This is a genomic window from uncultured Comamonas sp., assembly GCF_964277875.1.
Classification (GTDB): Bacteria; Pseudomonadota; Gammaproteobacteria; order Burkholderiales; family Burkholderiaceae_C; genus Comamonas; species Comamonas sediminis.
On record NZ_CAXYJV010000032.1, the window covers coordinates 18,627 to 32,208 of the forward strand.

General features: G+C 66.9%; 12 protein-coding genes. 10 read left to right on the plus strand and 2 right to left on the minus strand.

Features of this window, described 5'->3' with window-relative positions; all coding sequences use genetic code 11:
* Positions 1 to 155 precede the first annotated feature (155 nt).
* A complete protein-coding gene (locus ACHWUQ_RS11785; protein WP_021026966.1) occupies positions 156 to 1,346 on the plus strand; it encodes an acyl-CoA dehydrogenase in 1,191 nt (396 codons plus the stop codon).
* A 232-nt stretch (positions 1,347 to 1,578) separates the two neighbouring features.
* Positions 1,579 to 2,817 carry a CaiB/BaiF CoA transferase family protein gene (locus ACHWUQ_RS11790; RefSeq protein WP_394681235.1) on the plus strand — a complete coding sequence of 413 codons (1,239 nt, stop codon included), beginning with the start codon at positions 1,579 to 1,581 and terminating at the stop codon, positions 2,815 to 2,817.
* Positions 2,818 to 2,898: 81 nt separating this feature from the next.
* Here the strand turns inward: ACHWUQ_RS11790 and ACHWUQ_RS11795 are convergent, their stop codons facing one another.
* A complete protein-coding gene (locus ACHWUQ_RS11795) occupies positions 2,899 to 3,636 on the minus strand; it encodes a methylated-DNA--[protein]-cysteine S-methyltransferase (RefSeq protein ID WP_394681236.1) in 738 nt (245 codons plus the stop codon).
* A 131-nt stretch (positions 3,637 to 3,767) separates the two neighbouring features.
* Between ACHWUQ_RS11795 and ACHWUQ_RS11800 the strand changes: the two genes are divergently transcribed.
* From ACHWUQ_RS11800 to ACHWUQ_RS11810, 3 genes are all read left to right on the plus strand, one after another.
* Complete coding sequence (locus ACHWUQ_RS11800; RefSeq protein ID WP_394681237.1) at positions 3,768 to 4,253, plus strand: nucleoside deaminase; 486 nt, start codon at positions 3,768 to 3,770, stop codon at positions 4,251 to 4,253.
* Between the two features lie 102 nt (positions 4,254 to 4,355).
* Positions 4,356 to 5,888 (plus strand): glycosyltransferase family 39 protein, encoded by a 1,533-nt coding sequence (locus ACHWUQ_RS11805; protein ID WP_394681238.1) that lies wholly within the window; start codon positions 4,356 to 4,358, stop codon positions 5,886 to 5,888.
* Between the two features lie 50 nt (positions 5,889 to 5,938).
* On the plus strand, positions 5,939 to 6,736 hold the full coding sequence (locus ACHWUQ_RS11810; protein WP_394681239.1) for an alpha/beta fold hydrolase: 798 nt from the start codon (positions 5,939 to 5,941) through the stop codon (positions 6,734 to 6,736).
* A gap of 14 nt (positions 6,737 to 6,750) precedes the next feature.
* Here ACHWUQ_RS11810 and ACHWUQ_RS11815 read toward each other — a convergent pair whose 3' ends face one another.
* The gene (locus ACHWUQ_RS11815; protein WP_394681240.1) at positions 6,751 to 7,410 is read right to left on the minus strand and encodes an NAD(P)-dependent oxidoreductase; all 660 of its coding nucleotides are present in this window, start codon (positions 7,408 to 7,410) and stop codon (positions 6,751 to 6,753) included.
* A 132-nt stretch (positions 7,411 to 7,542) separates the two neighbouring features.
* Here ACHWUQ_RS11815 and ACHWUQ_RS11820 point away from each other — a divergent pair, with 132 nt between their 5' ends.
* From ACHWUQ_RS11820 to ACHWUQ_RS11840, 5 genes are all read left to right on the plus strand, one after another.
* Positions 7,543 to 8,445, plus strand: a complete 903-nt coding sequence (locus ACHWUQ_RS11820; RefSeq protein WP_394681241.1) for a LysR family transcriptional regulator — start codon at positions 7,543 to 7,545, stop codon at positions 8,443 to 8,445.
* Between the two features lie 209 nt (positions 8,446 to 8,654).
* Positions 8,655 to 9,539 (plus strand): putative selenate ABC transporter substrate-binding protein, encoded by an 885-nt coding sequence (locus tag ACHWUQ_RS11825; RefSeq protein ID WP_230774633.1) that lies wholly within the window; start codon positions 8,655 to 8,657, stop codon positions 9,537 to 9,539.
* 74 nt (positions 9,540 to 9,613) lie between these two features.
* On the plus strand, positions 9,614 to 10,462 hold the full coding sequence (locus ACHWUQ_RS11830) for a phosphonate ABC transporter ATP-binding protein (RefSeq protein ID WP_394681242.1): 849 nt from the start codon (positions 9,614 to 9,616) through the stop codon (positions 10,460 to 10,462).
* Positions 10,453 to 12,027, plus strand: coding sequence for a phosphonate ABC transporter, permease protein PhnE (gene phnE, locus ACHWUQ_RS11835; protein ID WP_394681243.1), 1,575 nt, complete (start codon positions 10,453 to 10,455; stop codon positions 12,025 to 12,027). The genes ACHWUQ_RS11830 and phnE overlap by 10 nt, the downstream gene beginning before the upstream one ends.
* A gap of 13 nt (positions 12,028 to 12,040) precedes the next feature.
* The gene (locus tag ACHWUQ_RS11840) at positions 12,041 to 13,438 is read left to right on the plus strand and encodes a PepSY-associated TM helix domain-containing protein (protein ID WP_394681244.1); all 1,398 of its coding nucleotides are present in this window, start codon (positions 12,041 to 12,043) and stop codon (positions 13,436 to 13,438) included.
* Positions 13,439 to 13,582 lie beyond the last annotated feature (144 nt).

A 13,582-nucleotide genomic window follows, 5' to 3' on the forward strand; every position in this document is an offset into this window, starting at 1 on the left:
GCGTTTTTATAAATGCGTAGGTCGCATATCTGGATGATAAACAATCGTTTGCCCCGCTGCTAGCGCGGGTCTACCATGGCGGCTGTTTTGGCAGGGCAGCGCATCGGCGTCTGGCCCTGCCTTCCAATAAGCGAATACCGATCCAAGGAGCAGACATGGCGCAATTCACCTGGGAAGATCCCTTCCACCTCGACGAACAACTGACCGAAGACGAGCGCATGATCCGCGACGCGGCCCGTGCCTATTGCCGCGACAAGCTGGCACCACGCGTGCAGGAAATGTTCCGCAAGGAATCGGTTGACACGAGCATCTTCCGTGAGATGGGCGAGCTGGGCCTGCTGGGCCCCACCATCCCGACCGAATACGGTGGCGCCGGCCTCAACTATGTGAGCTACGGCCTGGTGGCACGCGAGATCGAGTACATCGACTCGGGCTACCGCTCGATGGCCTCGGTGCAGTCCTCGCTGGTGATGGTGCCAATCAACGAGTTCGGCACCGAAGCGCAAAAGCAAAAGTACCTGCCCAAGCTGGCATCGGGCGAGTTCATCGGCTGCTTTGGCCTGACCGAGCCTGACCACGGCTCCGACCCTGGCAGCATGGCCACCCGCGCCTACAAGGTGGACGGCGGCTACAAGCTCAAGGGCAGCAAGATGTGGATCACCAACAGCCCCATCGCCGATGTGTTCGTGGTCTGGGCCAAGGAAGTCTCCGAAGGCGGCGCCGTCGGCCAGATCCGTGGCTTTGTGCTGGAAAAGGGCATGAAGGGCCTGTCGGCTCCTGCAATCCACGGCAAGGTGGGCCTGCGTGCCTCGATCACCGGCGAAATCGTCATGGACGACGTGTTTGTGCCGGAAGAAAACGCCTTCCCCGAAGTGCGTGGTTTGAAGGGCCCCTTCACCTGCCTCAACAGCGCCCGCTTTGGCATTGCCTGGGGTGCGATGGGTGCGGCCGAGTTCTGCTGGCACACCGCGCGCCAGTACACGATGGACCGCAAGCAGTTTGGCCGCCCGCTGGCCGCCAACCAGCTGATCCAGAAAAAGCTGGCCGACATGCAGACCGAAATCACGCTGGGCCTGCAAGCGGCGCTGCGCGTGGGCCGCATGAAGGACGAGCACCAGAACGTCATCGAGATCACGTCGCTGATCAAGCGCAACAACTGCGGCAAGTCGCTGGACATTGCCCGCCTGGCCCGCGACATGATGGGCGGCAACGGCATCAGCGACGAGTTCGGTGTGGCGCGCCACCTGGTCAACCTGGAAGTGGTGAACACCTACGAAGGCACGCACGATGTGCACGCGCTGATCCTGGGTCGCGCCCAGACCGGCATCGCCGCGTTCGCCAATTAAGAACGGCCCGAGCCCCATCGCATGCAGCGCCCGCTGCATGCCTGCCCACAACCCACTTCACCGCAGGCGCTGCGTGGGTGGGTTGTGGTGTTTTGTGATCGCTTAACCACCCCCTTGCCGGATGCGAATGGCGCCGCCCTGAGGCCGCACGTACCATCGGCAAGTTTTGCAGAAATTTCTTGCTGCAGCGCCTGTTGCACATGCATGGGCAGCTATCGAATTTGGAGACACCATGACCGCACCCATCGCGCCGCTGGACGGCATCAAAGTTCTGGATCTGTCGCGGGTGCTGGCCGGCCCCTGGTGCGCGCAGATGCTCGGTGACCTGGGCGCCGAGGTGATCAAGGTCGAGCGGCCCGAAGCCGGTGACGACACGCGCCACTGGGGCCCTCCCTACCTGCACACCGATGACGGCACCAAGACCGAGCAGGCCAGCTACTACACCTGCTGCAACCGCAACAAGCGCAGCATCACCATCGACATGGCCTCGCCCCAGGGCCAGGCGCTGATCGTCGAGCTGGCCAAGGATGCCGACATCCTCGTCGAGAATTTCAAGGTCGGCGGCCTCAAGGCCTATGGCCTGGACTACGAAAGCCTGCGCAAGATCAACCCGCGCCTGATCTACTGCTCGGTCACCGGCTTTGGCCAGACCGGCCCCTACGCCCCGCGCGCCGGCTACGACCTGATGGTGCAGGCGATGAGCGGCATGATGAGCATCACCGGCCACCCTGATGGCGAGCCCGGTGGCGGCCCGCTCAAGGTGGGCGTCGCAGTCACCGATGTGTTCACCGGTATTTACTCCTGCTGCTCGATCCTGGCCGCGCTGCAGGCACGCCACCGGACCGGCGAAGGCCAGCACATCGACATGGCGCTGCTGGATGTGGGCATGGCCGTGCTGGCCAACCAGGCCGTGGGCTACCTGAATGCGGACGATATTCCGCAGCGCGCAGGCAATATCCACCCCAGCGTGGGCCCCTACCAGGATTTCCCCAGCAAGGACGGCAATGTGCTGCTGGCCATTGGCAACGACGGCCAGTTCGCGCGCTTTTGCGCCGCCACCGGCAACGAGGCCTGGGCGCAGGACCCGCGCTTTACCCGCAACTCGGGCCGCATCATCCACCGCAAGGATTTGCAGGAACTGATGTACCCGTTGATGAAAACCCGCACCACCGCCGAATGGATTGCGCTGCTCGAAGACAAGGCCGTCCCCTGCGGCCCCATCAACAACATCGCCCAGGCCTTTGACGATGCGCAGGTGATTGCACGCGGCCTGCATGTGCGGATCCCGCGCGATGCCGGCGACCAGATCGGTACGATCAGCACCGTCGCCAGCCCCATGCGGCTGACCGCCACCCCGCCTGTGGTGCGCCGCCCGCCGCCCGCAATGGGCCAGCACACCGACGAGATCCTGGCCGAGCTGGGCCGCTCGCCCGCGCAGATTGCGCAGCTGCACAGCGAAGGCGTGGTCTAAGAACCTGTTCAAAGGGCTGGGGGCTATTGCTTCCATACACCAAGGGCCGCAACGCGGCCCTTTTTTCATCCCTAGAGAGGCTCAGTCAAACAAGCCCAGGCTGATGCCGTCGCCCAGCGCTGCACCCTCCCATTCCAGCATTTGCAGTTTAGTGCGCGTGCCGCCATTGGCTGAGAAGCCGCCGCGCGCGCCATGCGCCGCCAAGATGCGGTGGCAGGGCACCACGGGTGCAAAAGGGTTAGCCCCCAGCGCCTGGCCTACCGCACGGGCCATCCCCTTGCCACCCAAGTCGTCGGCAAGCTCACCATAGCTGCGCGTCTGCCCCGGCTCAATGGCCAGTGCCAGCTGGTAGACCGCACGCGAAAAATCCGGCACCCCATGCCAGTCGAGCACCACATCATCGAGCAGTGGCAAACCGCTGTGCGCGGACCAGCGGTTCAGGGTCAGCAAGCTGCGCAGGTCGCCCAGCACGGGGGCAGGTGCATCCGGCCAGCGCGCGCTGCCCTCCGGTTCACTGGTCTGCTGGCGCCCGGCCAGCAGCCACTGCACGCCGGCCACCGCCTGCAAAGCCTGGGCACTCAGATCACCGGGCGCCTGGGCCTGTGGCCACAAGCCCTCGCGGCGCTGGCGGGCATGCTCCAGCAGGCGCATCTGTGTAGCCTCCAGGCTGGGCTCGGGCAGCCGCAGCGCGACAACGGCTTGCGCACCCCAGGCAATGCCACAAACACCCAGGCGGGTGCGGAACAAGGCATGGCCCGTTTGCGCAGCATCCCAGGCATCGCCGGGCAGGGAGCGGGAAGAAAGCGGCTCAGTGTTCATGCCCTGCATCTTGCCCCCACCATGCCGACCCCGCAAGCCGCAGTGCCACTGTCAGCCTTTGCCGCCCAAGCCGCGCTGCCCCCTGGGCTGACAGGACAATCAAGCCCGTGTTCCCCGATAAGAAGAGCCCCATGACCGACACCCTGCCAGCCCAGCACGCTGCCATCATGCGCGAGGTGCTGGACCGCGCCCACCACAACCGCCATCTGCACAAAGGCCGCCCCTTTGCCGCAGCGATTGCCGATGATGCGGGCCGCATTCTGGGCCGGGGCGTGAACACCATCAGCCAGACGCAGGACATGACTGGCCACGCCGAGATGGAAGCCATCCGCGACTGCTGCCACCAGCGCCAGCTGCCGCATCTGCAGGGGCTGACGGTCTATGCCTCCGGCCACCCCTGCCCCATGTGTCTGGCAGCAATAGTGGCGGGCCAGGCCAAGCAGGTGTTTTTTGCATTTGACAATGCCGATGCGGCGCCCTTCGGGCTGTCGAGCGAAGGCGTCTACCAGCGCCTGGGCTTGCAGCTGCAACCGCCGCCACTGCCCATCCACCGGCTGAATCTGGGCATCAGCGCAGCGCAGCTGTATGGCGATGCGCCCTGGCCCAGCGCGGGCTGACAAGCGCCTTACCTGGCCTTCGCGCTTTGCGCTGGCTTTACGTCTGCCCCTTATGATCGGGCAGCTATTTTTGGCGGCCATGCCGCCCTTCCCTCCGCTTGCATGACCCCGCCTTCTGCCCCGCCCCCTGCCGTTGACCGCCAAGCACTGCGCTGGATTGCTGCGCTGTTTGTACTGGTCATGGCCAGCCGCCTGCTGGCTTCGCACGGCGTGTCCTGGGACCAGAACGAGCAGCTGGTCTGGTCCCAGCAACTGGCGCTGGGCTATGGGCCCCAGCCGCCGCTCTACACCTGGCTGCAATGGGGCCTGGTGGGGGTGCTGGGCCCGAGCACCCTGGCCGTGGTGCTGCTGAAAAACAGCCTGATCGCGCTGAGCTTTGTCTTTATGCTGCTGGCCGCACGCCAGGTTCTGCCCGCGCGCCAGGCCTGGCTGGCCGCTGCCGGCATGACCTGGCTGCCCGGCATTGCCTGGCAGTTGCTGCGCGACCAGACCCATACGGTGATGCTGACCTGCGCCATCTGCGCCACCTGGTGGTTGCTGCTGCGCCAGTTGCGCCAGCCGCGCCCGCTGGGCTTTGTCTACCTGGGCCTCGTCGTCGCCTGGGGCATGTTGTCCAAGTACAGCTACCTGCTGGTCGCCGTCACCCTGCTGCTGGCCTGCCTGAGCATGGCCAGCACGCGCCGCGCACTGTTGTCGCGCGGCTGGTGGCTCACGCCGCTGATCAGCATCGCGCTGGTCGCCCCCCATGCCTGGTGGGTGCTGGAGCACTGGCAAGCGGCCAGCGGCGCCACCCTGGACAAGCTGCATCCAGCAGAGACCAGCTCCTACCTCAGCGGCCTGGCCCACGGCCTGCGCGATCTGCTGGCCTTTTTGCTGCTGGCGGTGCTGCCCTTGCTGCTGATGGCGCGCTGGACCAGTGGGCGCTTTTGGCAACAGCGCGCTGCAGCCAGCGGCGCTGTCAATCACAGCCCCACGCCTGACTGGCTGGTGCCGCTGCTGGGCCGCTATATGGCGCTGGTGGCGGGCGCGCTGGTGCTGATGGCGCTGGCGGGTGCGGCCAAGTTCGATGGCCGCTGGATCCAGCCGCTGCTGCTCATTTTTCCGCTCTACATGCTGGCCCGCTGGCCGGCGCTGGCCCAGTCGGACACAAGCCGCCGGCGCTATCTGCTGGCCTGTCTGGGCATGCTGGTGCTGGTCTGGTCGCTGGCGTTGCTGGCGCCGCTGCGCGATGCCAAGCGCGGCAAGGGCGACCGCCTCAACTGGCAGCTGGACCTGATTGCCACCACCTTGCGCCAGGCCGGCTACCAAGGCCAGGGCATGGTGCTGGCCGAACACCACACCACCGGCGGCGTGATGCGCATTCTGTTCCCCCAGGCCAAGATCGTGGTCTGCGATGCAGACGAACCGGGCTTCCATAAGGACTGCGCCTGGCAGGCCGCTGAAAGCGCCCGCCGCCAGCACCTGCCCTGGCTGCAGATCTCCACCGAGGACCCGGCGTCCGATGCCTGGTGGTGGGCCGCCTGGCCCGTCGATGCCATGCTGCAGGTGCAAGAGGCCGAGCTGCCCTACCGCTGGACCGATCCGGCACGTGCGCAGATGCAGATGAACTTTGTGGTGTCTCCGGCGGGCAGATAAACAGCGCACGGCGCCACTAAGATCTGGCCATTTCCCTCGCCGCCCAGACCATGACCGACACCGCCGCCATCGCCCAAGAGCACTGGATCGGCCTGCCCCCACAGGGCCGGCTGTATGCCAAAACCTGGACCCCGAGCACCACGCACAAAGCGCCACTGGTGCTGATGCATGACTCGCTGGGTTCAGTCGCGCTGTGGCGCGATTTTCCAGCGCAGCTGGCCCAGGCCACGGGACGGCAGGTGATCGCCTATGACCGCCTGGGCTTTGGCCAATCGGATGCGCGCACAGACAGGCTATCAACGCAGTTTGTGGCTGAAGAGGCGGAGCTTTACTTCCCCATTGTGCGCCAGCATCTGGGCCTGGACCGCTTTGCGTTGCTGGGCCACAGCGTGGGTGGCGGCATGGGCATTGCGATAGCCGCCGGCGCGGGCCAGGCTTGCACGGCGCTGGTGACCATCGCCGCCCAGGCCTTTGTCGAAGACCGCACGCGGGCGGGCATTGTCGAGGCCCGCGCGATGTTCCAGGACGCTGCGCAACTGGAGCGCCTGGCCAAATACCACGGCAGCAAGGCACGCTGGGTGGTGGATGCCTGGACGGAGACCTGGCTCAGCCCCGCCTTCAGCGATTGGAACGTGGACGCCTGGTTGCCCCGCCTGCAGTGCCCTCTGCTCGCCATCCATGGTGAGCTGGATGAATATGGCAGCACCGCGCACCCTGAGCGCATTGCCCGCCAGGCCGGTGCCGGTGGCCAGACCGAGATCATCGCCGGCGCCCACCATGTGCCGCACCGCGAAATGGCCGAGCAGGTGCTCGGCCGGGTGCAGACGTTTTTGGCGCAGGCCGACTAAGCCTGGGACTTTCTTTAGTACGCCACGGTGAAGCGGGCCTTGCTGTGCAGATGCTGCTCCAGCGCATCGACCAGGGCCACGGCCAAATCCGCTGCCGAGATATCGCCAGGGCTGCCATCAGCTTGCCACAGCGGCTCGTCCTTGCCAGTGCGGTATTGGCCGGTGCGGCCCTGGCTTTGCGCGGCTGATCCGCCATGGAAGCCCACGGGCGGGCTCAGCAGGGTCCAGTCCAGAGCGCTCTCTTTTTGCAGCGCGGTGTACATGTCGCGGGCCGCACTGGCACCGGGCTTGATGGCGGCAGGGAACTCGGGCGAATCCACCAGCTGCTGGCCGTTCACATACAGGCTGCCAGCGCCGCCCACCACCAGGTAGCGGGCCACACCGGCTGCGCGGGTGCCGGCCTCGATGGCCTGCGAGCCCTTGAGGAAGTCCTCGTAAATATTCGGGTTGGTCCAGCCTGCGTTGTAGGCCGACAGCACGGCATCGCTGCCGGTGGCCGCCTTTTGCACCACGGCCGCATCCATCACATCCCCCTGCAGCACTTGCAGATGCGGGCGGGGCGCCAGCTTGGCGGGGTCGCGCACCAGGGCCACCACCTCGTGGCCGCGCTGCAGCAGTTCATCAAGCAGTGCAGCGCCTACAAAACCGGTCGATCCAATCAGTGTGACTTTCATCGTATTTCCTTCGCATGGACAAAGGCGGGCAGCCTCTGCGCCACGCCATGACCACACTGTATGCCGGTCGAGTGGCATTGATAATCCCTCCCATCCAAGCATTTCTTTGAAGCTGTGCTTCATAATCAGCCGATGGTAGACCTCAAGCGCATGGCTATTTTTGCGACCGTGGTCGAGCAAGGCTCGATGACGGCGGCCGCGCGCCTGCTGGGCATGAGCGCCTCGGCCGTCAGCCAGCAGGTACGCCACCTGGAAGCCCAGGCGGGCCTGCCGCTGATGCACCGCACCACGCGCAGGCTCAGCCTGTCCGATGCCGGGCAGCGCTTTTATGCGCAGTGCGCGGTGATGCTGCAGGCCGCGCGCCAGGCCCGCGCCGAGTTGGATGCCGAGCGCGACGAGCCCGTCGGCGAGCTGCGCATTGCCGCCGTGCTGGGCCTGGCCGCACCGCTGGGCCGGGCGCTGGCTCCGTTGCTGCATGCCCACCCGCAGCTGCGGCTGCAACTGCTGCTCGATGAATCGCACAGCGACCTGGTAGCAGAGCGGGTGGACATCGCCATCCGCCTGGGCGAGCTGCCCGACTCCCACTGGGTGGCCCGCCCGCTGGGCACCTTGCCTTGGTGGATATGCGCCGCCCCTGCGCTGGCGCAAGGCAGGCCGGTGCCACAACACCCGCAGGCCTTGCAGGCCTGGCCCTGGATGGCGCGCAACATCGGCAAGACCACCAGCGCCAGCATGCAGCTGCAGCACCGCCACAGCGGCGAGGTGGTCATGCTGCACACGGCGCCACGCATCATCAGCAACCAGCAGTACGCGCTGCAGCAGCTGTGCAGCGAGGGGCTGGGCCTGGCGCGGCTGTTTTCGCTCGAAGTGGCCGACCAGGTACGCAGCGGCCAGCTGCTGCGCCTGCTGCCCGACTGGGACTGCGGCAGCCTGCGCATCTCCGCCCTCACCCCCGAGCGCCAGGCGCTGCCTGCGCGGGTGCGGCTGGCGCTGGCCACCTTGCAGGCCCACTTTGCGCCGCTGGCGCTGTCCTGAAGCGCGTTGCCTGGCCGCCCTGAGCGGGCGCTTGCACCTTCGCTGTTGCCTAAAAAGAACGTGAGGGGCAGCGGTGGTTTTGGCAAATACGCAAAAATCCTCCTTTGGTGGTCGGTGTACTGCCTGGATCCCTATCGCTGCGCGCACCCCGCGCGGCCTATTAAACCGCCGTGTATCCGGACGGCGGTAGATTAACGAACGGAAGCTTTATGACCCACTCTACCGCTCGCCGCTCGGCGCTGCGTGGCCTGTCGCTGGCCGCGCTCACCCTCTCCAGCCTGGCTAGCTTCAGTGCCCATGCAGACACCCCGGCGGTGCTGCGCGTATCTGCCATCCCCGACGAGGCACCCACGGAGCTGCAGCGCAAGTTCAAGCCGCTGGGCGAGTACCTGTCGCAGGCGACGGGCATGAAGGTGGTGTTCACGCCGGTGTCCGACTATGCGGCGGTGGTTGAATCCCTCGCCACCAGGAAGCTGGACCTGGCCTGGCTGGGCGGCTTTACCTATGTGCAGGCAAAGATCCGCACCAATGGCACGGCCATCCCGATCGTGCAGCGCGCCGAAGATGCGGTGTTCACCAGCAAGTTCATCACGGCCGACCCCAGCATCCAGACCCTGGCCGACCTCAAGGGCAAGACCTTCGCATTTGGCGCGCCATCGTCCACCTCGGGCAGCCTGATGCCGCGCTACTTTCTGCTGCAGGACGGCCTGAACCCGGAAAAGGACTTCAAGACCGTGGCCTACTCGGGCGCGCATGACGCCACCGTGGCCTTTGTGGCAGCCGGCAAGGCCGAGGCCGGTGTGCTCAATACGTCGGTATGGGACAAGCTGGTCGAGACCAAGAAGGTGGACACCAGCAAGGTGCGCGTGTTTGCCACCACCCCCACCTATTTCGACTACAACTGGACCGTGCGCGGCGACCTGGACCCGGCCATCATCAAGAAGCTGACCGATGCCTTCCTGGCGCTGGACCCGGCCAAGCCCGAGCACAAGGCCATCATGGATTTGCAGCGCGCCTCCAAGTTCATCCCGACCAAGCCCGAGAACTATGCCGGCACCGAAGCGGCTGCCAAGTCTGCCGGCCTGCTCAAGTAAGGGGCCGCCGGGCATGGGCACTGCTGCAGGGCCCATGCCGCCTGCCTCTGCTGCACTTTTCCAGCATTTGATCCATGAGCTTTATGCTTGACGATGTGGGCCTGACCCACGCCAATGGTTTTGTCGCACTCGCGGGCATTCGCCTGTCGGCGGCCCAGGGCGAGAGCATTGCGCTGATCGGCCCCTCCGGCGCGGGCAAGACCTCGCTGCTGACGGCCATTGGCACCGCCCACCTGCCCAGCAGCGGCCGCATGCAGGTGCTCGGCCAGGCCTTGCCGGCGGCGCCTGCCACCCCCTCCGTGCGCGAGCTCAAAGCGCTGCGCAGCCTGATTGGCACCGTGCACCAGAGCGCGCCGATTGCGCTGCGCCAGCGCGTGGTCACCGCCGTGCTGGCCGGCCGCCTGGGCCAGTGGCCGCTGTGGAAGGCGCTGGCATCGCTGGCCTACCCGCAAGACATCGCCGGCGCCCGCGAGGCCCTGGTCCGTGTGCAGATGGAGGACAAGATCTTTGCGCGCTGCGACCAGCTCTCCGGCGGCCAGCTGCAGCGCGTGGGTATTGCCCGGGTGCTCTACCAGCAGGCCCGGCTGATTCTGGCCGATGAGCCGGTCTCCGCGCTCGACCCTGCGCTGTCGCTGGCCACCGTGCAGCTGCTGGTGCAGGAAGCCGCTGCGCGCCAGGCCACCTTGGTGGCCAGCCTGCATGCGGTGGACCTGGCCCTCCGCTGCTTTGCCCGCATTGTCGGCATCCGCGATGGCCGGATTGCCTTTGACCTGCCCGCTGCGCAGGTGAGCCAGGCACAGCTCCAGGCCCTGTATGCCCATGCCGATGGCAGTGCGGCCGTATTGCCCACGCTGGGCAGCATGGGCAGCGCCACGCCGCAGCTGGTGCCCGCCCCGGCGGCTGAAGTGATCACATGCCGCTGATGCCTGCTGCTGCCGCGCACACGCATCGCCGCGATCCCGCTGCCCGTGGCCGGCTCATCGCGCTGCTGCTGGCGGCCGTAGTGCTATGGCCGATGCTGCAGACCTCGGGCTTCTCGCTGGCGCCGTTTTTTGACAGCAACAATCTCAAAGTGGTCGGCGGCTTTCTGGCCCAGTTTCTGCCGCCCGAGAGCAGCCAGGAGTTTCTGGCCTACCTGGGCCAGGCCAGCCTGGAGACCCTGGCCATTGCCACTGCCGGCATGGCGCTGGCACTGCTTTTGGCGCTGCCGCTGTCCTACCTGGCCAGCGGCGCGGCGCGCGAGAAAGTCAGCCTCAACCCCCTTACCCGCGGCGTGCTGACCATATTGCGCGGCGTGCCCGAGCTGGTCTGGGCGCTGGTGTTTGTGCGGGTGTTTGGCCTGGGCCCCGCCGCTGGCGTGCTGGCCCTGGGCCTGACCTATGGCGGCATGCTGGCCAAGGTCTATGCCGAGATTCTGGAATCCACCGACCCGGCCCCCGCCCGCGCCCTGCGCGCCAGTGGCGCGGGCCGTTTGCAGGCCTTGCTCTACGGCAGCCTGCCGCAAGCAGCGCGTGAGCTGACCTCGTACACCGTCTACCGCTGGGAATGCGCGATCCGCGCCTCGGTGGTGATGGGCTTTGTGGGCGCGGGCGGCCTGGGCCAGCTGATGGACCAGGCGATGAAGATGCTCAATGGCGGCGAGGTCGCCAGCATCTTGCTGGCCTTCATGCTGCTGGTGGCGCTGGCCGATCTGCTGTCCTGGTGGCTGCGCCGCGCGCTCGATACGCCGCCAGCGGCCCGTGCGCTGCCTTTTGGCTGGCGCAGCGCGGCCATGCTGCTGCTCGGCGGCATCGGCCTGTGGGCCAGCTTCTGGCTGCTCGGCATCGACTGGTCCGCGCTGTTCAGCCGCGATGCGCTGCAATCGATGGGCAGCTTCGTGGCCGGTTTTTTCTCGCCCGACCTGAGTGCCGCCTGGCTGCGCAAGGTGGCCCAAGGGTTGTGGGAGACCCTGGCCATTTCCATTATCGGCAGCCTGCTGGCGGCCATGGCCGGGCTGCTGCTGGCCTTGCCGCGCTGGCGCGCACCCTGGAACGCGCTGCTCAACCTGCTGCGCTCGGTGCCCGAGCTGGTCTGGGCGACGATCACCGTGCTGGCGGTGGGCCTGGGCCCGTTTGCCGGCGCGCTGGCGCTGGCCTTGCACACGGCCGGGGTGCTGGGCCGGCTCTATGCCGAGGCCTTGCAGAATACGCCTACCGCCCCCGCCCGGGCGCTGCGCCTGGCCGGCAGCAGCCGCCTGCTGGCCTTTTGCTACGGCACGCTGCCAGCGGCCGCGCCGCAGTTGCTGGCCTACACCCTGTACCGCTGGGAGATGAACATCCGCATGGCGGCCATCCTCGGCTTTGTCGGCGCTGGTGGCCTGGGCCAGCTGCTGTATGTCGAACTCTCGCTGTTCCACTACGCGCAGGCCAGCACCGTCATCATTGCCATGCTGCTGCTGAGCATGGCGGTGGACTGGAGCAGTGCCGCGCTGCGCCGCGCGATGCGCTGACCCCCCATCCCTTATGTCTCCCTCCTCCCGCAAAACCTGGCAGCTGCTGATCCGCAGGCTGCATCTGTACATCGGCCTGCTGGTCGCGCCGTTCATCGTGGTGGCTGCCGCTACCGGCCTGCTGTATGCGCTGACGCCCCAGCTGGAAAACCAGCTCTACCGCAGCGCGCTGCAGGCCGAATCGGCGCCAGGCGCCCCGGCGCAGCCGCTGTCGGCCCAGGTGCAAGCGGCCTTGCAGGCCCTGCCCACTCCGGCTGCCGTGGTCGCTGTGCGCCCGGCGCCCGATGCCCGCAGTAGCACCCGCGTCATGGTGGCCGATGCGGCGCTGGGCCCTTCGGAATACCGCAGCCTCTTTGTGAACCCCTACAGCCTGGCGCTGCAGGGCGACCTGACGGTCTATGGCACCAGCGGCGTGCTGCCGCTGCGCAAGCAGCTCGATCTGCTGCACCGCCAGTTGCTGATGGGTGAATGGGGCCGCACTTACAGCGAACTGGCGGCCTCCTGGCTGTGGGTGGCTGCGCTGGGCGGTGTGGCCCTGTGGTGGCTGTCGCGCCCGCAGCGGGCCGGCGCCCACGTAGCCCATGCTGCGCTGCGCCGCTGGCACCATGGCTTGGGGCTGTGGCTGCTGGTGGGCCTGCTGTTTCTGTCGGCCACGGGCCTGACCTGGTCGCGCTGGGCCGGCGGCCATTTTGGCCAGGCGCTGCAGCAGATGGGCTGGCAAACGCCGAGCTTAAATACCGACCTGAGCGCGAACCATGCTGGCGCGCATGCCCACCACCACCCAGCCGGCCCGCATGCGGACCATGCAGAGCACCAGGCCGCACCGATGGCCATGGCCGGTAGGGCTGCTATGGCACCCATGCCGCAGGACTTTGACACCGCCCTGGCACTGGCACGCCAGCATGGCCTGGCATCCAGCAAGCTGGAGATCCGGCCACCGGCCGCCGCAGGCAAGGCCTGGACGGTGACGGAGATCAACCGCTCCTGGCCCACCGAAGTGGATGCGCTGGCCATTGACCTGGCGCAGGGCCAGGTGCTGGACCACAACCGCTTCCGCGACTACCCGCTGGCCGCCAAGCTGACGCGCTGGGGCATTGACCTGCACATGGGCAGCTGGGGTGTTCTGAACCAGGCCTTGCTGGTGCTGCTGGGCGCCGGCATGGTGGCGATGGCGCTGACCGGCTGGCTGCAATGGCGCAAGCGCCCGGGCCGCGGCCGCGAATGGCTGCATGGCCAGCTGACCCTGGTCCACCAATGGCGCCAGCTGCCGCGTACTGCTGCGCTGGCCCTGTTGCTGGTTGCCGCCGCCGTGGGCTGGCTGCTGCCGGTGCTCGGCTGCAGCCTGTTGGCACTGCTGGCGCTGGATGCCTGGATCTACCTGCGCCGATCGCACCCAGCCGCGCAACACTAGGGACCCTCTGCAAAACTCCCTGCCGTGGTCTGAACGCGGACTCGGGCGATCCAATGCGTTGTCTTCCTTGTCAATAGCTACGGCTCGACTGCAAAAGACGCCTTGCGTCTCATCCCGATCCGCGTCCATCCCGCTTGGCGAGGG

Excerpts from the sequence above, each read along its gene's own strand:
- ACHWUQ_RS11790 (WP_394681235.1), top strand. The coding sequence starts at position 1,579 with ATGACCGCACCCATCGCGCCGCTGGACGGCATCAAAGTTCTGGATCTG.
- ACHWUQ_RS11840 (WP_394681244.1), top strand. The coding sequence starts at position 12,041 with ATGTCTCCCTCCTCCCGCAAAACCTGGCAGCTGCTGATCCGCAGGCTG.
- ACHWUQ_RS11800 (WP_394681237.1), top strand. The coding sequence starts at position 3,768 with ATGACCGACACCCTGCCAGCCCAGCACGCTGCCATCATGCGCGAGGTG.
- ACHWUQ_RS11785 (WP_021026966.1), top strand. The coding sequence starts at position 156 with ATGGCGCAATTCACCTGGGAAGATCCCTTCCACCTCGACGAACAACTG.
- ACHWUQ_RS11810 (WP_394681239.1), top strand. The coding sequence starts at position 5,939 with ATGACCGACACCGCCGCCATCGCCCAAGAGCACTGGATCGGCCTGCCC.
- phnE (WP_394681243.1), top strand. The coding sequence starts at position 10,453 with ATGCCGCTGATGCCTGCTGCTGCCGCGCACACGCATCGCCGCGATCCC.
- ACHWUQ_RS11820 (WP_394681241.1), top strand. The coding sequence starts at position 7,543 with ATGGTAGACCTCAAGCGCATGGCTATTTTTGCGACCGTGGTCGAGCAA.
- ACHWUQ_RS11830 (WP_394681242.1), top strand. The coding sequence starts at position 9,614 with ATGAGCTTTATGCTTGACGATGTGGGCCTGACCCACGCCAATGGTTTT.
- ACHWUQ_RS11815 (WP_394681240.1), bottom strand. The coding sequence starts at position 7,410 with ATGAAAGTCACACTGATTGGATCGACCGGTTTTGTAGGCGCTGCACTG.
- ACHWUQ_RS11805 (WP_394681238.1), top strand. The coding sequence starts at position 4,356 with ATGACCCCGCCTTCTGCCCCGCCCCCTGCCGTTGACCGCCAAGCACTG.
- ACHWUQ_RS11825 (WP_230774633.1), top strand. The coding sequence starts at position 8,655 with ATGACCCACTCTACCGCTCGCCGCTCGGCGCTGCGTGGCCTGTCGCTG.
- ACHWUQ_RS11795 (WP_394681236.1), bottom strand. The coding sequence starts at position 3,636 with ATGAACACTGAGCCGCTTTCTTCCCGCTCCCTGCCCGGCGATGCCTGG.